A 20,070-nucleotide genomic window follows, 5' to 3' on the forward strand; every position below is an offset into this window, starting at 1 on the left:
GTACGACAGCAAATTTTTCTTCATTTGACCACTTATCTGATGAACTCACTTTTGACTCGCTAAATCCTGATGTGTTGAATTGCTTTTGCCAACTATACAGGGTGGAGAGCTTAACGCCTTCTTGTTCTGCAAACTGTTGTATGGACCAAGAAATTACTTAGGAACACTGATCCTTGAAGCGAAAAAGGTGCCGAAACACTTCAACTTGACCAGCTATCCAACCAGTTTTTTATTTGGCTCGTCATGACTCCAGCAAGCACCTAAGAGTACTTTTAAATTTTCATATAACTTCGGTAATTGACTCATGACTTCTGAAACACCTTTGACCGCAGAACATCTAGCGACAGATTCAACCTCCTACCTGGTTTCTTTTCGAGTTAGTCATGAAAATGATGGACAGCTTAGCGAACATTTAAGTAGATTAATACCCAAACTAGAAGCTACGCTCGGGTTTGAATCTATAGACATCATACGAAGAAAAGGGGGGCAAGGTGTGGACTTCTACCTAGTAACTCGCTTCGAGTCTGTTAAAGCGCTGGACACTTGGAAAAAATCACGAGAAAGAATTGAAGCCCTAGCACCAATTGAAGAGATGTATATCACCGATATCTCAAGAGAACACACATCCGGCTCGAATATTTGGTTCGAGCCCGTAACCCGCCTTCCGTCACAGCCTCTGCCACCACTGCTTTGGAAACACTGGGTTCTGAGTATACTAGCGGTATATCCCCTTTTGATCCTTCTCATAAATACTCTGCGCCCCATAATTTCCCCGCTACATGAAGCGATAGGATTACTCGTAGTGGTAACTATTCTAACTGGACTCACTACGACATTTATTGTTCCTTGCCTTTCTAGAAAACTAATGCCATGGCTTTCGCGACGTTAGAACGACAGTCGGCAGATTGCTGAATCAAGCCATCTAGCAAATTCGGTGCCTGATAGTCTGATACACTTAGTGTGTGTTTCGTACTGCGTCTGCGAGCCTAGCCAGCGGCTTCCTGAGCATTAATTGAACCTCATCATCCACATCCATGGACTCCATGGATTCATACATGCATGCCACCCATAGATCTCTTTCTTTAGTCCCGATTCGGAAGGATTCATGCGGACCAGTCATACATACTGAGCCATACTTTTCCAAATAAATCTGAGGTCCACCCATCCAACCAATAAGATAGTCTGTCAACTTACCCCTGACGCTGGACAAGTCGACTGCATGCATCTCACGAAGTGCTTTGTATTTCGGAGCGTTATCCATCAGATCATAAAAATGATCTACCAGCGCTTTTATTCCATCCGATCCAAGTGCTAAATAGGGTGATTCGTACTTTCCCAATTTATGACTCCCGTTTTAGTTTTAATTTCGAAGTAATCCAATTTTGGATCTCACTTTCAGCGCATCAGATTTACCAGGTGTCTCTTCTCAGAATTTACCGGTAAAAAGAATCACTCCAAGTACAATAAAAGACACGCCAAATAAAATGCGACGATTAAAAATCTCATTCTGCCTTGAATAAATCCATGTACCTGCAAGAACAAATAGAGGTGTAGTTGCAGCGAGCGGAGCTACGACGATCAATGTTCCTGAGGCAAGTGCAATATAAAGAAACACCGGCCCAACACTGGAAAGAACACCCGCGATTAAAAAATACTTCAGTTCCCGGCTATTGCATGTGATTTTTGTTCTTGTAAATACCACGTACCCCGTGAGAACTATCCACGATGTGATTACCGTAATGGCACTCGCCACTATAGGATCAGTACCATTTTCAATTCCGATTTTTCTAAACGATATCGATACACCATATGCAATAGAAGCAAGTATTGGTGCATAAAAAGACAAAAATGTCTTTAAGATTGGAATCTTTACCCTCTTGGATTGAGTTGACATACCGATAAGCAAAGAACCTAGCACTACCGAAATAGCGCCATGCATTTGAGCGTATGAAGCTGCTTCCCCTATTACGAATACCCCTAACGCAACAGAAACTAAAGGGTGTGTCAGCGTAATAGCCGTTGCAACGTTGGTACCTAACGTGGACATTCCAATAAATTGGAATAGCCGTCCCAGTAGAGGAGCGAATAGACCCGCGAGGATAAAGTATCGCCACTCCCATATATCGAAAGGGAGCGGCGATAAACAAGCTAAAGATATAATACCTAGAAACAGTACGTTAGCTGTTAGCGTTATCCACAAGACGCTCAAATTTGATGCGTTTAGGCGACCCATCTTTATTAGCAAAAACGTACCAGCAAACATCATTGACGATAACGTCGCCCAAAGTATCTCCACTCTATTACTCTCTCCAGTGATTAGGGCTTCCCTGCCCACCGGACCAATCCTTTAAGCGCGACTCGTAACCATTGCCTTCACGCGTTGTCTCAAGTGAGGAGTAACGAAGATAGTCAAAAGCACTATTATGCTGCCTGTAATCAGAGGAACTGCACCAGGCGAGATAAACAATAAGCCAGCAATAAATAGGGCTACCCTAGCAGCTGCATTCAGCGCTTCTATGAAGAACCCTTCCACTGCAGCACTCAACAGGATTACGCCGATGGCCGCACCTACACAACTAATTGCAATGTGAGAGATACTTCCTTCTAGAAGCAGCCCATCACCATACATAAATGCAAAGGGTACGATGAATGCAGTTATCGCAAGTTTCACTGCACCAACCGCAATTCCCAGAGGTTTGGCATCAGCAATCGCCGCAGCAGCGAATGCAGCTACCGCTACAGGCGGTGTCATTGCTGACAATACTGCAAAGTACAGGATGAACATATTTGACTGCAGAGGAGAGAAATCCAGTGAAGCCAAGGTCGGTCCGACGAGCACCGCAGCCAAAATAAAGGCTGAGGGTGTCGGCATTCCCATACCTAGGATGATTGCTAATATGGCAGAAACTACGAGAACAAGGAAAGTAGTGTTTCCTGCCAACAAAAACACTAGATCAGCAAACTTGCCACCCAGCCCAGTCATCGAAATTCCGCCGATTACCAAGCCGGCAGCAGCACAAGCAGCCACAACCGAAACCATTCGAACGGTAGTTTCACCTAGGGCTTCCCAGATCGCCTTTAAACCCATGCGAGTTGAAGGTTTTACAGCCGCAACTGCAACCACACCTATGGTGGCAAAGGCAGCAACATAAGTAGGCGAGAATCCCATAATCAACGCCCCTGAAAGGACAACTAGCGGAAGGATAAACAAACCTCCGTTAGACATTGCATCCTTAACTTTAGGCACTTCATCTTCGCCAAGTCCACCCAGTCCCATTTTCTGAGAGCGAAGATGAACCTGCGCATATACGCACAGATAGTAAAGCAAAGCGGGAACAATACCTGCTATCGCGATATCACGGTATTCGATACCCGTATACTCCGCCATGATAAAAGCTGCTGATCCCATAACCGGAGGCAAAAGACTACCTCCCGTCGAGGCTGCAACTTCCACACTACCTGCCAAAGAACTCCTATAACCAAGGCGTTTCATAATTGGGATCGTAATTGAACCCGTGGTAACAACATCAGAAGTCGGACTTCCTGACATTGTTCCGTAAAGACCTGAGGAAATAATTGCTATCTTAGCTGGACCACCAACTCGGCGCCCTGCAAGAGCAGATGCCAGGTTGTAGAAGAAATCCGCACCACCCGCACGAGACAAAAACGTACCGAACAGAACAAAAAGGAATGCGTAGGTGGCAGCAACACGAAGAGGAACGCCAAAGAGCCCATCACTCGTAAACATCATAATGTCTAGAAAGTGATTGAATCCAACTTCACGAAAGCCCAACCCAAATGGAAGATCGTGGCCAAATAAGTTATAAACTACAAACGCTGCTACAACACTTGTCAGACCAAAACCCACAGTTCGTCTGGTAGCTTCGATAGTCAGGAATAGAAGTATCGAACCGGCTATGAGATCCGGCATTTCTAGAGGATAGAGTAGTGTGATCCTCTCAACAATCCGACTACTTTCAACAAAAAAGTAGATCCCAACAGCCGCACTAGCCAGCGACAGAACCCAATCAGTCGGTCCAGGCATATCAGACCGACCCCAGGGGCCGGCCGAATACATAATGAAGAGCAGAACAAGGATTGATGATAAAAATACTACTGTCATTCCAAACAGGTCAACATATACAACCGTCGTCGTATAAATCACTGTCAATGCTATTATTGCGCCAAATGCCTGGATAATTTTCGCTAATCCTGAACTGAGGCGGCGCTTGGACCCCGTCTGAATTAATAATGATAGTATGTCTTTCATTTAGATAATTCCTGCTCTTGTTTTTGTTATAGTTTTACTTCAAACCAACTTCTTCAAGATATTTGAGTGCGCCCTTGTGATAAGGAACTACGGTTACTGAAGCCATGATTTCGGGCGTTAACGCCTTCATCGCAGAGTGAACACTCACGATCGTTTCGTAATTTTCAAACAACGCCTTGGTCAGGTTGTAAGCGAGCTCTTCATCCATGTCCTCACGAACCGCCAGAGTTGCCCCCAAAGAAGCCGTATGTACGGCATTCGGAGAAAACTCATATGTTCCTGCTGGAATATCAAAAGAAACAGTCCCACTCTCCGCATTTATAGCGTCTACAGTGCCCTCTTCCATCGACAGCAGAGTAAGGTCTACACTGTTAGCCGCTTGCATAATCGAGCTATGTTTTACGAAGAGAGAATTGATCAGAAGATCTGCTCTGCGGTCCTGAATCAGAGAAATCTGCTCGCCAGATGCAGCATAAATAATCTTGCCACCCCAGCTCTCGATATCCGCTTCAGTAACACCGATAGCTTCTAGCATTTCCACTGCAATATTAGACGCAATATTTCCGCGTTTATTGATGGCAATCGTGATTGGTGGTTTTACTTTTGCGATGTCTTCAAAAGCCTTAATGCCATATTCTTCTGCGAAGCTATTGCTAATCAGCGCCTGCATAGGCGCCCAAGTGTAGAGGTAAGACAAAACACGAGCTGAGTCTATCGGTTCACGAAACGGATCGTCTCCTTTTTTTGCTAACAGGAGCTCCGCATCATGAATAATCGCGAGGTTTGCCTGATCACGATCGAGCAATCCTACGTTAGCAACGCCACCACCAGAAGTCTGATAGGTTATCTTAGAACCCTCGTAACTCTCTCTAACCGCGCCATCGACACCCGCTCCCAGCAGACTCCAAAGCCCACCAGGAGATGCACCGGCTATAGTCATCTCGTAGCTTTCTGAGTGCGCTATCGGTGATAGCATTAATACTGCGGAGACCAGCGTTCCGGCCATACCTTTTTTAATGGTTGAAAACATAATCTTTTCCTTTTGTTTTTGTTTTTTGAGTTTGCTTAATAACCAACTATGTAACAGCAATTTAATCTCGTACTGGAGATTTAACCTGTGACCTAGTGCCTGACAGACACCCTATTTATATCTTGAAACCCTCCATACTTGACGCGTGAAATAATTCCTCAGGCGTTACTAATCGCTTCGACAAACCTTCCGCGTGATGTTGTGCTAGGAACCGTTCTAGAGTGTGTTTATTCTGATCGAATCCGTACGACCAAAAATCATCACCCATCATCAACTTCGCAGCTCGAAGCTGATCCTCAACAAATGGAAGAGTCACCTTGGTCGCAGACGTATCAGACAAACGTTCGAGAGCAATTGTTTTCGATTTTTCAAACGCTTTGTAAACAGAGAATGGAAGCCATGGATGTTCTTCTACTAATGTTTTTCGAATCCCTAAAAGGTGCATGATTGGGAACAGCTTAGTCTTCTCATACCAAGCTTTCGCTTCAGCCATTGGGTCTTCAAATAAGTACCCTACATTAGGATGTCCCGCTGCAAAACAACTTGGTGCGCGAGGCCCGATCACCGCATCTATCTCACCAGCAGCGAGCATGCCTGATAGGGTTTTACCTTCAGGAATATTGTTAACTTCGACACCATCTGTGAGATTCAGGTTGACTTTTTCAACGCGGCCCGGGTCTTCATAACCTCCACGAACCCACTCGATCTCATTAGGCTTAACTCCATACTCTTCCTCTAAAAAGAGTCGAACCCAAACATTTGCTGTCAATTGGTATTCAGGCACACCGACTCGCTTACCTCTCAGATCCTCTGGTGACTTAATGCCACGATCAGTTCTGATGTAGACCGACGTATGTCGAAAAGCACGAGAAGGAAAAACAGGCACCCCGATGTATGGGCTGTTGTTGTCAGCAGTTTTCACCGTATAGCTACTCATTGAGAGCTCGGTGATATCAAAATCTGCATGCCTGAACGCACGGAAAAAAATCTCTTCCGGATCATGTAGCATAAAAACGGGGTCTACCCCATCAATTTGAACATCTCCGTCTACCAGAGGTCTCATGCGATCGTAGTTACCAACGGCAACAGATAATTTCAATTTACTCATGCTCTTCACACCTTTCGTTATAGTTGTTTTAGTGGGCTCGTCAGTCCAGCGGACTCAGAAACAAATCCGTTACCGCTCTCTCCTGATACCAAGCTCTTCGCATTCCATAATTCTCTGCCGCTTATACTACCAACACAACAAACTTTAAAAGTCGGAATTGTATGCGGCTTTGCTATTTATCCACTTCGTCGCAGCTAAAAGGGCTTAACGAGTAGGACTAGCTTTCACATCTGTATCAGCGTGACTACCTTCTTCATTAGAAAATAATTTAGATATAAAAGTTTAGATATCTAATTTTTTAATCTAGCCCATAAATTTGCGTCAGTCAACAAATATTACTTAGCGTAATAAGGAACCCGCCATATCAGGATAGTTGTCGTGTGAATTGATTCTTTAAATATTGTGCGGTGGACAGAAGTGAGAGCTGTGTGGCGCGTTATTCGAAAGAGCACCGGGAATGGATGGTACGGCAGATGATGCCACCGTTGAACCGCAGTGTGCCGGAGCTGGTCAAGGCGACCGGCATTACCGATGCAACCCTGTATACTTGGCGTAAACAAGCCAGAGCAGCAGGAGCCGTGGTGCCGAGAGGTGGGAAGCAGGCCGATCAATGGTCGAGACAAGACAAGTTTCGTGTGGTGTTGGAGAGTACCGGTCTCAATGAGGCGGAGTACTGTCGGCGCAAGGGTCTGTATGTCGAGAAGATCAAGGCGTGGAGCCAAGCCTATGAGCAGGCCAACACACCGGCCCGGCCAGCCAAAACCCGCCGGAGATGAGACGAGGAGAAAGCGGTCAAGAAGCGGATCAAGCAGCTGGAGAGCGAGTTGCGCCGCAAAGATGCGGCCCTGGCGGAAACCGCAGCGCTTCTGGTGCTGCGAAAAAAAGCCGAGGCGCTCTAGGGGAAGGACGAGGACGAATGATCAGCGCCCCAGATCGCCGTGAATCCGTGCAGTTGATCAACGACGGGCGCACGTCGAGCCCAGGCCTATGCCGAGCTGGGTCTGACTCTGCACACACTGCAACGCTGGCAGCACCGTCCGGAGGATCGGCGCCCCAACGTGCCACGCCCAGTACCGGCCAACAAGCTGAGTCCGGACTAGCGCCGCAGTGTGCTGGAAGTATCCAACCAGGCGGAGTTCGCCAGTCTACCGCCGCATCAGATCGTGGCGCGCCTGGCCGATCGCGGCACCTAGCTGGCTTCGGAGTCGACTTTCTACCGCGTACTGAAGGAAGCCCAGCAACAGCATCCGCGTGGTCGCAGCCGACCACTGGTGAAGCGGACACTGACCACCCATGTGGCCGACAGCCCGAACCAGCTGAGGTGCTGGGACATCACCTGGCTACCAAGCACCGTCAGGGGACACTACTTCTACTGGTACATGATCAAGAACGTCTACAACCGCAAGCTGATCCCACAGCATCAAGTTATCCATTCGAGCCAAGAAAATCTCTTTACGTGTTTTACGACGCTTGTTGTTGAATCCGCTGTCGGCAAAAGTGAGTTGATGCGACATGGTCAATCTCGAAGGTTAAAATGAATTGTCTCATACATAGGACTTATTCGTATCTCCCCTAGGTGTCCCACGGTAAACTCCTATTATTAATAGAGCAGCCTGAGACCGTGCTCTTTTCTTCTTTAAATAGGAGATATCTTTCATCCTGAAATTTAACAGCTAGAAGATTTCTCTGAGTCAGTAAGTCGTTTTATTATAGCTGCATACCTTTGCTGCCGTCCTTGTCATTATCGTGTTAACACAGATTGCCATCTGATTAATTTTCACCCTGCACTAAACAGAAAAAGAACGGATCTTGTTGAATAGATCTTTTCTTTACGTTTTTTCTTTATTTGTAGATCATTAAGCAATTTTTAAGAATCATTAAATGATATACAATACTTCGATGGCTTTCACATGTGAAAGAAAATTAGCCCTCCTAAACTTATAAATGGTGGAGTATATATGGCAAAAGTAATCAGCTTTGCGAATCAAAAAGGAGGAGTGGGCAAAAGCACTATCTGCATCCAGATGGCTTTTTATCTGTCCATCAAAAAGAAGAAAAAAGTCCTAGTTATCGATATGGACGGTCAAGGCAACACTTCTAGCCGGTTGGCTCCAAGAGTTGAGGATGCGGATTATCTTTTCACTCCAATCCTTTCAGGCACAAAAACAGCGGATCTTTTTGGCGATCATGTCGGTGAGATAGAAGTTCTAAAATGTCCTTCAGGTATGGATCTCATTCATGCTACCAAGAACGATCCAGACTTGTTCGAGATAGAAACGGTTCAGCTTGATCAGGCTATGAACCCGGCAAAACACCTCGAAGAATTGTTTCTTAATTACGATTACGTGCTGATAGATTGTCCACCCAGCCTTGGACGTAAACTTGTGGCTGCTTTAGTTATGTCAACTCATGTGGTTTGTCCGGTTAAGCTTTCTGGCTTTGCTGTAGATGGCGTTGAAGGCCTCCTCAATACAATCATCGGTATCAAAGAAGGTTACAACAGCTACTTGGAAATACTTGGCATTGTAATTAATGACATGGACAGGTCAATCAACCAAGAGCGGGCTTTCAAAGAACTTGAAGACTCTATCCCAGATTTATTGTTTAAAAATAAAATTATGCACCGTCCACCCTTAGATTCCGCTGTGACGGAGGGGATTCCAGTTTGGGAGCTTCGTTATGGCCATGTGGCCGCAAAAGAAGTTGAAGCAGTGCTGCAAGAAATATTAGAGAGAACGGAGTAACACATGGCTAAGATTGGAAATTTACAGAGCTTATCCGCTTTGGCTAAAGCGGCCTCAAACAGAAAAACTGAAGATGAGAAATCCATGTTCAGTGCAGAGTTAGCAGATAAAAAAAGCAAAAGAGTTATCACGGTATCACTAGATGATGTTCAATCAAAGAATCAAGTGCGTAAGCAATTCATCAACATTGAAGGCTTGGCTGACACAATGAAAGTAGAGGGGCAGCAAAGCCCTGTTATTGTTTACCCGAAGAACGACAGTGGTAAGTATGTTATTCAGAAAGGAGAGCGTCGCTGGAGAGCGTTAAGGGTCGCTGGTATAGACCAAATAGACATCATTGTTAACGACAAAGAAATGTCATCTTTGGATGAAGTGGCTGGTGAACTTATAGAGAATATCCAGCGAGAAGATCTAGCTCCAATGGAAATAGCAAATGCTTTAAAAGTGTTCGTAAGTGAAGGCTGGAAGCAAGTAGATATCGCAAAACGCTTGGGTAAAAGTGCCATATTTGTATCGACGCACCTTTCTTTGCTTAAGCTACCAGATTGCGTTCAAAATATTTATGAAAAAGGCATCTGTGGAGACACCGAAACGCTAAATAACCTACGTTTACTTTTTGATCTTAACGAAAAGAAATGCAAGGCCATTTGTGCATCTGCAACAAAAGATGGCATTACTCGTAAGCAGAGCCGGGATCTTTTGAATGACGCTAAGCGTGTAAAAGAAGAAGCTAAGAAAGAGAAAGCCAATGTGGTTGTTGATCCTGAAGAGGGCCTTACCAATAATATTGTAGAAAGATTTGAGTCTAACGAAGATTTAAAAGGTGGTGACTCTTCAGACCAGGAAAGTACTGATGATACAGCTTTCAACAAATCTGCTTCACATTCTACAGACGATACAATCTACCCCAGTGATACTGAAAATCAAATTGACCTTTTAAAAGGTTACGAAGCCGATGGTACAAATGAAGCTGACGATAATAAAGGTGGTGGCGAGGCATGTAAGTACGTTGATCCTAAAAAGCTCGTACTGTCAGTCAACGCATTAATTGACGATGATGTTAAGTCAGGCATATTGTTACTAAATAGAGTTTGTAACGAGCCTAGTTTTGTTTGGGTAAAAGTGACAGAAGACTTTCAAGAGAAAGATGTTCTTGTATTAGCGTCCGACGTTGAGCTTATAAGCATGAAAGGCTTGAAGTAGGAGACAGAATGGAAGTGTCGAATGATATAAAAAGAAAGTTCGATATCATAAACGCGCTGTCGAAGGTGGAGAGGCCAACGCTGTCGTACTTGCAGCACGAGACTGACATTCCAGAATCTACGCTTAAGAGGCAGTTGGCGGCCATACGTGCATGCTTTGGCATGAGGATATTGTTTGTCCGTGAGCCTGACGGTAATAGAGGCGCAGTAGGCTATTATATTTTGGCCGATTGGGGTGTTATAGATCGTGATGAGTTCTTTAAGTTTTACATAAAATCTATGGTTTAAGAGTGTTCTTACAGCGAGACTAGAGGGGGTGCTATAAACAGTGTTTATGTTTTGTCTGCATCGATATTGTTTTTTTGTATTGGTAGTGGCCGTCATTATTTCTAGGCGTAACAAAAAAATCATGGAGGTAAAACTTCGTTTTATATCGATTGATGACCTAGTTTCTCTAGTGAAGGACACTGAACACGAAACCGTAAATCGCATTATAAATCGATCTGTAGATCGTATTGAAGATCCCTGAAATTAGTATTTCTGATTACACAGAACAGCTCGTGTTATACTAGAGGTCCAATCTTTCACATGTGAAAGATTGGACTTCAACCATCAGATCTCAAATTCCACAACGTATTGATCGTCGGCTACACCTGAAAATTCAAAGCGAGATCAGTCAAAATGATGATTTAAGTCTGGATTTTGCCACTGAAGGGTTTGGAGTTAAAGAGACCTCTGACTCGCCTAATGCAAACACTAAGAAAAAAGCCCCCCAATAAGCTTTCTGATGCTCATGATAATGAAGCAAAACTTCGCAAGAAAAAGCCTCCATCTGACATAGATCTTGCCGATCCCGGCGATCCAAGTGTTTTGAAAGATACAGAATATTGAAAAAGATAGAATCAGGGTATAGAAGAAGCAAAAGCGGAATTAATCACCAAACTCGATAAATATTCTGACGCGGTAACCGATTTAGTGAAGAAGGCGGTGCTTCCTCTTTTAGATAGAGACTCTTGGTGATGTTTTGTTTGTCATGATGAATAACCAATTAGCCATACTTTATCCCGATGGTGCAAAAAAGTTGGGAGAATCATCTGAAGTGCTGGCTTCTTTATGGAGTACAGCCTTGGTATCTGGCGATCCGGTCATGCCGAATAAGAAAATTCAAAGCTTTAGAGGCGTTAAGGATGTTGTTCTTATCCCAGAAATTTCATCAATGATTTTAAATGCCATCTCTTCAGACAGTGACGCTAATGCTAATGACTATTTACCAATGAAAGATCAAATCGATGCTGTCAGTAAGAAGAAAACAAGCGGAACAACAAGTAAAGAAAAAGCAGTAAAGTCAAACCCAAAGCCAAAATCTCAACCGGCTGCATGGCAGGAGCAAAACAAAACTCCAGCAAGACCGCTAGTTAAAAGAGCTTGAAAAGTATGTTTCTTTCCATCCAGCGCTCCCTGATGAATCTATTCGCATCGACCCTCTTAGATACTTTACGCGAGTCACTGAAATAGCGAGTCGTCTTGCAGCTTTAATACCTTCAGAAGCCGGTGCAAATTCATTTAAGAGCTTTACATGGCAAGCCCTTAATAACATCGCTCAAGGGTTGGTCATGACGTACCAAAGACCAAACTTAACGTTGCTTCGTCGATTTCTGGAAGGTGGCCCGGCCGGTTTAGTGATCAAAGCCGTGGAAGCCTATGCAGAAAAAAACCTTAAGGATTGGGAAAATTTAGCACAACCTTATAAAGACAAGGCCAAAAACGGCCATAAAGAGAAGCTGGCGTTCGCTCTGTTGCGATTTTATTATGATGTCATTCAGCCGGACTACCCAAGTTCTGAACTTGAAGGTTTGTTAAGCATGTTTCAGCACGACGCCACTCACTTTTCAAAGATGGTTTCAAATCTACTGCCAATAATGAATATGCTGACATCAGGAGAGTTAGGAAAGATGCTTTCTCCTGACGCTACAGACCTCCACGACCTGCGTGGCATAACAGATACAGCAAAAATCATAAACAACGGCCAAGTTGCTTACATTGGCCTCGATTCACTCACGGACAGCATGGTTGGTAGTGCTATCGGCTCAATAATGCTGTCAGATCTCACCGCCGTTGCAGGTGATCGATACAACTTTGGAGTGAACAATAGAGTCGTGAATATCTTTGTAGATGAGGCAGCTGAAGTGATAAACGATCCTTTTATTCAGCTGCTAAACAAAGGTCGTGGTGCAAAGCTTCGCCTTTTTGTTGCAACGCAAACTTTTTCAGATTTCTCAGCCAGAATGGGCAGCAAGGACAAAGCCATTCAGGTTCTAGGGAACCTTAACAACAAATTTGCTTTGCGTGTGCTTAATACAGAAACACAAGAATACATCACCAGCAATTTGCCAAAAACTAGGGTGAAATACGTCATGAGGACGCAAGGACAAAATACGCACGGAGACGAACCGGCTATGCACGGTGGCAACCAAGGAGAGCGTTTAATAGAAGAGGAATCCGATTTAATACAACCTCAACTACTCGGTATGCTGCCAAATTTAGAGTTTTTCGCAACCATTTCTGGTGGAAGGCTAATAAAAGGTCGCCTGCCAATTCTAGAGTAATAAGTGCAAACATAAACCATGTTAAAGGAGGCACAATGTACAAGAACCCTTATTACCAAGTGACCAGCGGGCTTTAATTAAGATCTAAAGGCAAGAAAAATATTGAACTGCTATCGCTATTATAATTTGATTGGCCGATTTCTCTATTCATTTTAGAAAGGATAAGCGAGTGCTTTTATTATGAATCCGATCTTGAAGATGAGGAAGTCTATCAAATAATAGAAAAGGCGCTGTATCGATATGGTGAAGCTGTCTATTTTAAAAAAGGAAAGAAGATGCCAGATCCTATGCGATTTGCTGTTTTCTTAGAAGCCTTAATCTCGGAAGCATCGACAGCACTAGGGATTAAAGTGTTAGCAAGAAGCTGTGTCGAAGTTAATTCCATCACAGATTTTATGATTATAAGCAGAGAAGGGGACGCGTCATCCGGTGAGGATACTAATAAGGAAATAATTCGAGACCCGCTGTTTAACCTCATAACCAGCCATAAAGTAAAAAATGTATTAAGGAGAGCTAAGTATAAAAATACCCTTATGGCTGATAGTTAGCATACTCGTTATTGAGCTTGGCGCGGTATTGCTGCTTGTACCCGGTAGCTTTACCAAAGATGCAATACGAAAAGAAAGCGCGTATGTTGAGTCAAGTCTTGGCCCTAAAACGAGCGATTAGATAAACAATAAAGCTGACAGTTGGCATAAACTCATCATGATCGATTCTGGCATAGAAAGAGGAATCTACCGAACGTTCATTCCTACAGAAAAGGCGCGGAAAGCATCAAGAGGCATGGAGGATATGGGGCAGTTCTGGTTTGATTGGATTAAAGGCAGAATAAACACATTATCTGAAGTGGTTTACCAATTTCTGGCAAGAATTGCGTTGCTTGTTGTTTGGTCGCCTTACATGCTGATACTTCTTGTTCCAGCTGTCTACGATGGTCTGATGACGTGGCGGATCAAAAGAACAAACTTTGATTATGCTTCGCCTATTATTCACAGTTATGGCATTAGATCGATAGGTTACTTGTTTCTCGCTTTCTGCGTTGTTTCTTTTTCTCCCTTCGCCGTAAGCCCTCTTGTTATACCTGTTGTTATGATGATTGCCTGCATACTCATCGGTTTTGCCATCGGTAATTTTCAAAAAAGAGTTTGATTGTTTCTGGGTGGTCAATTCTGACCATCCGAAATCTTTCACATGTGAAAGAGGACAAGAAAGGCATTAATGGTTTTTTAAAGCTAGGCTCTCGATCTACTTTTAACTTAACTATTTCGAATCGATCACACAGTATCTTTCACATGTGAAAGAGATCAAGGCGGACAATAGAAATATATAACTCAATCGACAGTCCTAAAGCCATTGATGGGCTATGCAATATTGTCGCGTACGATCTTAAAAAAGAACTGTGTAGAGAACAGTTTTTTGTGGTCGACCGCACGATTAATTCAAACTAACCAAGTCCTTTCAATCCCTCCTAGCAGTCAAGTTAACAAATTTGACATCTTTAAGTGTCATTATTGTAATCTTGTGTCCTACCGAAATTAAGTCTACAATTATGACATCTTTAAATGTCATTTTTGCTAACTAGAGGTGTATTGTGAAAAAGTCTGAGGCAATTAAAAAGCTCTTAGAATATGACAAGCGTAGTCGCTGTGTTTTTACTAATTCAGATCTAGCCAAAATTTTTCATCAAGATAATGATCGAACTTTGCGCGCTGGAATTAAACGTTTGCAAGAAGATGGCTTACTCATCCGAATGATTAATGGTGTGTACTTATTCAATTTAGCGCAGTCGAAAGGCAGTGATACGTTGGAGCAAATTGCTAAAACTATTCGACGTGGGGAATATAACTACATTAGCCTGGAGTCAGCACTTTCTGATTTCGGTGTTATTTCGCAAATTCCAGTAGATCGCTTAACGGTTATGACAACGGGGCGTTCCGGTGAATTCAAAACACCTTTGGGTACAATTGAATTTACGCATACGAAACGAGATCCAATGGATATTATAGAAAATACCAGTTTAGTCGGCAGACCACTTAGGTTAGCAACGAAACAAACGGCATACAGAGACTTAAAACGAGTTGGTCGAAATACACATTTAGTAAGCAAGGATGGGCTATATGAAAATTGATCAAGAAAATTTCGCGCTATTGGTGAATAAAGCAATGAAGGTTGAAAATGTATCTCATATGCGTTCAGTGATAGAGAAAGAGCTCTTACACTACGATATTTTATTTGCGCTAGAGAAGGGTGGACTTTTAGACAAACTAACTTTTCAAGGTGGCACGTCGTTACGACTTTGTTATGGAGGCAATCGTTTAAGCGAAGATCTTGATTTTGTTGGCGGGAAGGATTTCAGCTCAGCAATATTGGCAGACATGAAACATTGTATAGAAAAGTACACTGGCGAACGATACGGGCTTGAAGTGACAGTAAAAGAACCAAAGGATCTAAAGCAAGATCCTAAATATTCTGAATTGAGCATTGATAAGTGGCAAATAGCGGTAGTGACTTCTCCTGAGAGAAAAGATTTACCAAAACAAAAAATCAAGGTAGAAGTGGCAAACATTCCAGCCTATACAAGAGAGCCGCAACCTCTTCAAATAAACTATGATTTTTTGCCTGATGGGTACAGTGATACGCTAATTTTGACAGAAAGCTTGGATGAAGTCATGGCGGATAAAATCATTTCTTTACCTGCCACAACAAGGTATGTCCGCCACCGAGATATATGGGATTTAGCTTGGTTACAGCAACAAGGCGCGACACTCAATATGGACTTAGTTAAGAAAAAGGCGTCAGATTATAAACTTGAACACTTCAACAAAATGTTAGAAAACTTTCTCGAACGACTTCCTGATATTGTGTCTAGTGAAGCATTCATTGCAGAAATGAAACGTTTCTTACCAACAGATGTATTTGATAGAACCCTAGCTCAGGATAAGTTTCAAGTTTACCTGCAAAATAATTTGGCGAAACTATTTAAAACTGTGAGTAACGAATTTCTAGGCAACGTTACTAATAATGAATTTAGAATGTAAAAAATTGGGTCCACAAAGCAGTGACTTTGTAGACCCAAATCTTTTAAGTGCCTTGGGTATCACCACAGCCCTAGACCTAGACCTAGACCTAGACCTAGACCTAGACCTAGCCAATATCTCTCCTAGAGTCATCAGAGGTCAGTTTTAAGTGGTTTTATTGTGAACCGTCAGAGAGCTCAATAGCGATTCGTGCATTGAACTTGAAGCGATCCCACCAACTAAGAAACAAACCGTTTGTAGACGTTCATTTGGCGTAAAAGTAACGAAATTTGAATTGTTACATGAAGCCATTAGTGAACTACTCGTGGCTAAAGCCGACGAGTATGCGGCATATATTTGATCAAAACGCCCAATCTGTATTTAAAAGATTAGTAAGCTCCGCATTTACTGCGTCACGATCTGCTTTAGCATTAACTGTTTTTACCTGTATAGCTGGAGCTGGAATATTCCCAGACAATGAAGCGGCGTAGTATTGTGCAAAGCGAACAGCTACTGCGCCTTGGTCGAAGCGGTGTTGAAGAAAGTCCCTTTGCTCCTCGGACTCCAAGCTCGGCCAAATAGGCATAAGTTGCTCCTCCAAAAAACGTTTCTTATGGACGTCTGTCTCCGTTGACACTTTAAGCAAATCAACCAAATCAGCACCAGTATCTGAATTCGCATAATCCTCTTCAATGGCTTTATTAAGCCATCCAGCGGCATTCTTAATTTTTGTGGCACTGTCCTCTGCGGAAAGGAGCTTCATATTGGAGAGACAGCGTGTTACGCCATAGGTGGCTATTAACCTGTCGGAAACAGAGGACTTGAAGAAAAGATTAAGCTGACGCTTAACAGACAATCGAACTTCGTTTTCCCCCTCTATCGGAACAAGCGAGCCTTTAACTATTTTAGTTGGGTGATAACCAAACTTCGTCGTTATAGTGAATACGATTGTTTTCACCTTGGCCGTTGATTTTGGCGTGAGGCGATCTGGAAAACTGTACTTCACATCAATGTCAGTAGTGTTTAAATCATCTACAGCAGGTTGAAGTACCCTTGTATGGAAATTGCTAAAACGAGGATATTTATCACCCAGTTCAAGCACTTCACGCAATTTATCATAGCTAAGCGGCAGACTAATACTGAAGTTCCCTTTCTTTACCTTCTCTAGCGAATAAATACTCCTCAGTAACTCATACAATCTAATACCATATTGTGACTCCATCCCTTGGACATGATGTAAATGGTATTTAGTAAAATGGCCTTTGAGATTGATAAGATAAGGTTCCAGTTCGGGGTGAAAGCTAAAAGAAGCAATTTTTTCTTTATCATCCCATTTTGATTTATAAAAGAGGTTCACTTTCTCAAACGATTTTCCGTCGTCGATCTGTTTTCCATCTTTGTCTTTCATTGGCAACCTAATAATCTGGCTTTGTAGGTTGGTTGTTATCTCATCAATATGTCGATGAAGATTTCCAATTGACGACACACCCAAGTTTTCAAGATCGGCCTTCGTAAAATTCCACTGGTTTTGCTTTTTGAAAGGTTCAAGAGGATTTATTAGCGCAATCAGTGCGTTCACAATTTTCAGTTCAACCTTCGACAGATCAAATCTTCCCCACACTAGAGCATTATCCTTATAAATGACTAAGTCATTCTTTAAAGCTAACTCGGGGGTAACGTTTTTAACACAATCAATTTCGGTGCCGTCATGCTCTAGTGTGCCTTCAAGAACTTCGTTTTCGCCTATCATAAAAACCTACACCTGATTAGCTTCTCTTTGATGTCAAAAAGTTGCTACATAAAGCCAGTGACTCAGCCAAAAAAAGGCATTTTGCCCTTTCACATTGATAAAAATGTAGTCCTTACGACCGCAAAGCCTAAAAGTTGCTACATAAAGCCAGTGATTTAACCAAAAAATAGAGCCATGGCTCTTTTTACTGATCAAACGTAGCAACTTTAGACCATAAAATCTATAAGTTGCTACATAAAGTCAGCGCTTAACCCTAAAGTTACTACAAAATGTCACTTCAATCACTCAAAAGGCCACTTTTCAATGATCTTCCGTAGCAACTTACTGGTTAAACGTAGCAAAACAGAGCTGTTTGCTGGCTTTATGTAGCAACTTACTAACCAAACGTAGCAATTTACTGATTTTATGTAGCAACCTGCTGCCCAAATGTAGCAACCTACTAGCTTTATGTAGCAACTTACTGGCTTTATGTAGCAACTTCTTGAACTATGTTCATATAAATCAATAAGTTATCCACATCTAAACAAGTATAAACAAGGTAAACAAGAATAAATAAATAAACATGCCTGTGGATAGAATGACTTTTATTAAAAAGTGCTTTAATCCCTCCGCCTCTCTCTCCAACTTTAGGTCAAAAATTCGCATCGATTCAGAATCGAAACAGAAATTCATTCTGATTGCCAAGAATCTTTCACATGCGAAAAGTTTTTATTTTAGCTCAGTGCTTTGTCTACCTCTGATTCTTTTCTAATTGAGTACCTGAAAATGCTGTAACTGCCCAAAAAAGACCATAACGCATTAGATGCAGAACTTTGCCTAAAGCAAAATAAGAAGAAACTAATTAAAAGTAAGTTTTATGAAACCTGTTCGTATTCCAGAGCGAGTAGATAGGCCGCCACACTTGCTTTTGTGCGTATTCCGGTGATTGCGAACGCTTGTTTCGGTTTATTCCGAACACTTGAACCAGCACTTTTTCTCTTTCCCTATTTTTACTCTAAGTGTTCGGATTGCGCCAGTCTTCTCATTGACTCACCTCCCAGTTCTATTCGATGACTGTTGTGTACCAGCCTATCCATCAGTGCATCCCCGACGGTCGCGTTTTCGATCATGTTGTACCACTCTTTTACAGGTAACTGACTGATGACGATTGTGCTGCTGTTTTGATAACGATCTTCAAGCACCTCTAACAGGTGCCCTGCATGATCCTGAGTCAGTTTCTCCATTCCCCAGTCGTCGAGGATCAGTAAGGTTTTCTTAGCAAGCGATTGAAGTTGTTTTTGATAACTGCCATCCAGTCGACCTGCGCTCAGGTCATCGAGCAGGCGAGTTAATCGGTAGTATCTGACCGTGTGTTGTTGGTCACAGGCACTGGTTGCCAGTGCGCAACCAAGGTACGTTTTTCCTGCACCTGTTGGGCCTGTGATCAAGATGTTCTGATGTTTGTGCAGATAGCTGCCCGTTAGAAGTTCACTCATCTGTCTGCGATTAAGGTTACGTCCTTCTTTGTACGCGAGTTGGCTTGCTTGGGCGTCAACTCTCAACTTAGCTTGTCGTTTAAGTCGTTGGATTTTAGTCTGGTTGCGATTCAAAATTTCACTCTCCAGAAGCAGGCTGAGCCTTTCCTCGAAGTCCAGCTCTGCGTAGGTGCTCAGTTGTTCTTGTTGCTGCTCTAACGCTTTCGCCGCATGGCTCAAGCGAAGGGTTTTGAGTTGATCACTCAGTGCGTTCATATTATTTCTCCTAGTGATAACAGTTCAGACCACGAACATTGCTGTGAACAAGGTTCGGGGTGTTCGTATTGTCTTTGCTCAGCTGTCCTTCCCGATGGTTCTTAAGCAGGTTATTAATGAAGGTATAATTAGGTTTTGTCAGCATCAGCGCATCTTGACAGGCCTGCTCTAAGCGCGACTCACCATGGGCTTTACTCAGATTAAGTAACCCTAGACAGGAACGATAAGACTGCTCTGGATGAGGCTTGGAGCTCAGCATCTTATTCACCACTTCTCGTGTGGCTGGGCCGATATTGGCGCCCCAACTGAGCAAACGTCCAGGCGACCACTTTTGATGTTGATGATTGCTCGGCATGTGTTCAGAGTGAGTGCTGGTTCCACGCTCCCTTTGGCTACGTGGATGCTGAGCAACCAAGTTCCCTTGATGGTAGATCTGCACTAGACGGTTGGAGGCTTCCAGTTCGATATGATGGCCCACAAGTTGATGGGGAACCGAGTAGTAATGACGGAGATATTCGATGTGGTAGTCGGGGCCAACTTTGGCTCGTTTGGTTTCGGTGTACAGGTAACGCTGCCTAAGAAGGGGCTTTAATGCAGGTTTATCGAGTTTGTC

General features: G+C 43.1%; 20 protein-coding genes and 2 pseudogenes. 12 read left to right on the forward strand and 10 right to left on the reverse strand.

The genetic code is table 11. The features are described 5' to 3' along the window. Positions 1–592: 592 nt before the first annotated feature. Complete coding sequence (locus tag DFP77_RS20090) at positions 593–889, forward strand: putative antibiotic biosynthesis monooxygenase (RefSeq protein WP_502506789.1); 297 nt, start codon at positions 593–595, stop codon at positions 887–889. A gap of 66 nt (positions 890–955) precedes the next feature. Here DFP77_RS20090 and DFP77_RS14015 read toward each other — a convergent pair whose 3' ends face one another. The 5 genes from DFP77_RS14015 to DFP77_RS14035 form a co-directional block, all read right to left on the reverse strand. Beyond that, positions 956–1,339, reverse strand: a complete 384-nt coding sequence (locus DFP77_RS14015) for a group II truncated hemoglobin (RefSeq protein WP_072842371.1) — start codon at positions 1,337–1,339, stop codon at positions 956–958. Positions 1,340–1,426: 87 nt separating this feature from the next. Then, positions 1,427–2,335, reverse strand: a complete 909-nt coding sequence (locus DFP77_RS14020; protein WP_084122671.1) for a DMT family transporter — start codon at positions 2,333–2,335, stop codon at positions 1,427–1,429. Between the two features lie 12 nt (positions 2,336–2,347). Beyond that, a complete protein-coding gene (locus DFP77_RS14025; protein ID WP_114412843.1) occupies positions 2,348–4,270 on the reverse strand; it encodes a TRAP transporter permease in 1,923 nt (640 codons plus the stop codon). 34 nt (positions 4,271–4,304) lie between these two features. Beyond that, complete coding sequence (locus DFP77_RS14030; RefSeq protein WP_309477164.1) at positions 4,305–5,300, reverse strand: TAXI family TRAP transporter solute-binding subunit; 996 nt, start codon at positions 5,298–5,300, stop codon at positions 4,305–4,307. Between the two features lie 115 nt (positions 5,301–5,415). Further along, complete coding sequence (locus tag DFP77_RS14035; protein ID WP_072842373.1) at positions 5,416–6,408, reverse strand: ABC transporter substrate-binding protein; 993 nt, start codon at positions 6,406–6,408, stop codon at positions 5,416–5,418. Positions 6,409–6,836: 428 nt separating this feature from the next. On the opposite strand from DFP77_RS14035, the gene DFP77_RS14040 reads away from it, so the two are divergent. Further along, positions 6,837–7,184 (forward strand): transposase, encoded by a 348-nt coding sequence (locus DFP77_RS14040; protein WP_139248953.1) that lies wholly within the window; start codon positions 6,837–6,839, stop codon positions 7,182–7,184. A gap of 28 nt (positions 7,185–7,212) precedes the next feature. Here DFP77_RS14040 and DFP77_RS19855 read toward each other — a convergent pair whose 3' ends face one another. Both DFP77_RS19855 and DFP77_RS19860 read right to left on the reverse strand, forming a co-directional pair. Next, the gene (locus DFP77_RS19855; protein ID WP_139248955.1) at positions 7,213–7,692 is read right to left on the reverse strand and encodes a hypothetical protein; all 480 of its coding nucleotides are present in this window, start codon (positions 7,690–7,692) and stop codon (positions 7,213–7,215) included. A gap of 110 nt (positions 7,693–7,802) precedes the next feature. Next, a pseudogene (locus DFP77_RS19860) lies at positions 7,803–7,922 on the reverse strand (IS5/IS1182 family transposase); the annotation flags it as partial. 444 nt (positions 7,923–8,366) lie between these two features. Between DFP77_RS19860 and DFP77_RS14050 the strand changes: the two are divergent. The 10 genes and pseudogenes from DFP77_RS14050 (at position 8,367) to DFP77_RS19865 (ending at position 16,146) form a co-directional block, all read left to right on the forward strand. After that, entirely contained in the window at positions 8,367–9,152 is a 786-nt protein-coding gene (locus DFP77_RS14050; protein ID WP_072842374.1) for a ParA family protein, read from the forward strand. A gap of 3 nt (positions 9,153–9,155) precedes the next feature. Then, a complete protein-coding gene (locus DFP77_RS14055) occupies positions 9,156–10,355 on the forward strand; it encodes a ParB/RepB/Spo0J family partition protein (RefSeq protein ID WP_072842375.1) in 1,200 nt (399 codons plus the stop codon). 8 nt (positions 10,356–10,363) lie between these two features. Continuing rightward, positions 10,364–10,642, forward strand: coding sequence for a helix-turn-helix domain-containing protein (locus DFP77_RS14060; protein WP_072842376.1), 279 nt, complete (start codon positions 10,364–10,366; stop codon positions 10,640–10,642). A 736-nt stretch (positions 10,643–11,378) separates the two neighbouring features. Then, positions 11,379–11,783 carry a hypothetical protein gene (locus DFP77_RS14065; RefSeq protein ID WP_181858562.1) on the forward strand — a complete coding sequence of 135 codons (405 nt, stop codon included), beginning with the start codon at positions 11,379–11,381 and terminating at the stop codon, positions 11,781–11,783. Positions 11,784–11,793: 10 nt separating this feature from the next. Beyond that, a pseudogene (traD, locus tag DFP77_RS14070) lies at positions 11,794–12,960 on the forward strand (conjugative transfer system coupling protein TraD); the annotation flags it as partial. A 275-nt stretch (positions 12,961–13,235) separates the two neighbouring features. Next, positions 13,236–13,508, forward strand: a complete 273-nt coding sequence (locus DFP77_RS14075; RefSeq protein ID WP_072842378.1) for a hypothetical protein — start codon at positions 13,236–13,238, stop codon at positions 13,506–13,508. Between the two features lie 121 nt (positions 13,509–13,629). Continuing rightward, the gene (locus tag DFP77_RS14080; protein WP_258861170.1) at positions 13,630–14,109 is read left to right on the forward strand and encodes an IncC plasmid conjugative DNA transfer DtrJ family protein; all 480 of its coding nucleotides are present in this window, start codon (positions 13,630–13,632) and stop codon (positions 14,107–14,109) included. A 442-nt stretch (positions 14,110–14,551) separates the two neighbouring features. Beyond that, complete coding sequence (abiEi, locus tag DFP77_RS14085; RefSeq protein ID WP_072842379.1) at positions 14,552–15,088, forward strand: type IV toxin-antitoxin system AbiEi family antitoxin; 537 nt, start codon at positions 14,552–14,554, stop codon at positions 15,086–15,088. Beyond that, a complete protein-coding gene (locus tag DFP77_RS14090) occupies positions 15,078–15,998 on the forward strand; it encodes a nucleotidyl transferase AbiEii/AbiGii toxin family protein (RefSeq protein WP_114412844.1) in 921 nt (306 codons plus the stop codon). Before abiEi ends, DFP77_RS14090 begins: the two co-directional genes overlap by 11 nt. Continuing rightward, complete coding sequence (locus DFP77_RS19865) at positions 15,982–16,146, forward strand: hypothetical protein (protein WP_258861169.1); 165 nt, start codon at positions 15,982–15,984, stop codon at positions 16,144–16,146. The genes DFP77_RS14090 and DFP77_RS19865 overlap by 17 nt, the downstream gene beginning before the upstream one ends. Before the next feature lie 192 nt (positions 16,147–16,338). Here DFP77_RS19865 and DFP77_RS14100 read toward each other — a convergent pair whose 3' ends face one another. The 3 genes from DFP77_RS14100 to DFP77_RS14110 all read right to left on the reverse strand — a co-directional run. Continuing rightward, entirely contained in the window at positions 16,339–17,727 is a 1,389-nt protein-coding gene (locus tag DFP77_RS14100; RefSeq protein ID WP_072842469.1) for a replication initiation protein, read from the reverse strand. A 989-nt stretch (positions 17,728–18,716) separates the two neighbouring features. Next, the gene (gene istB, locus DFP77_RS14105) at positions 18,717–19,457 is read right to left on the reverse strand and encodes an IS21-like element ISVch3 family helper ATPase IstB (RefSeq protein WP_072842468.1); all 741 of its coding nucleotides are present in this window, start codon (positions 19,455–19,457) and stop codon (positions 18,717–18,719) included. A 10-nt stretch (positions 19,458–19,467) separates the two neighbouring features. Further along, positions 19,468–20,070, reverse strand: a 603-nt coding sequence (locus tag DFP77_RS14110) for a Mu transposase domain-containing protein (RefSeq protein ID WP_139248968.1), incomplete at its 5' end; no start/stop codon positions are given.

The organism is Marinomonas foliarum (assembly GCF_003337275.1).
GTDB classification, from domain to species: domain Bacteria; phylum Pseudomonadota; class Gammaproteobacteria; order Pseudomonadales; family Marinomonadaceae; genus Marinomonas; species Marinomonas foliarum.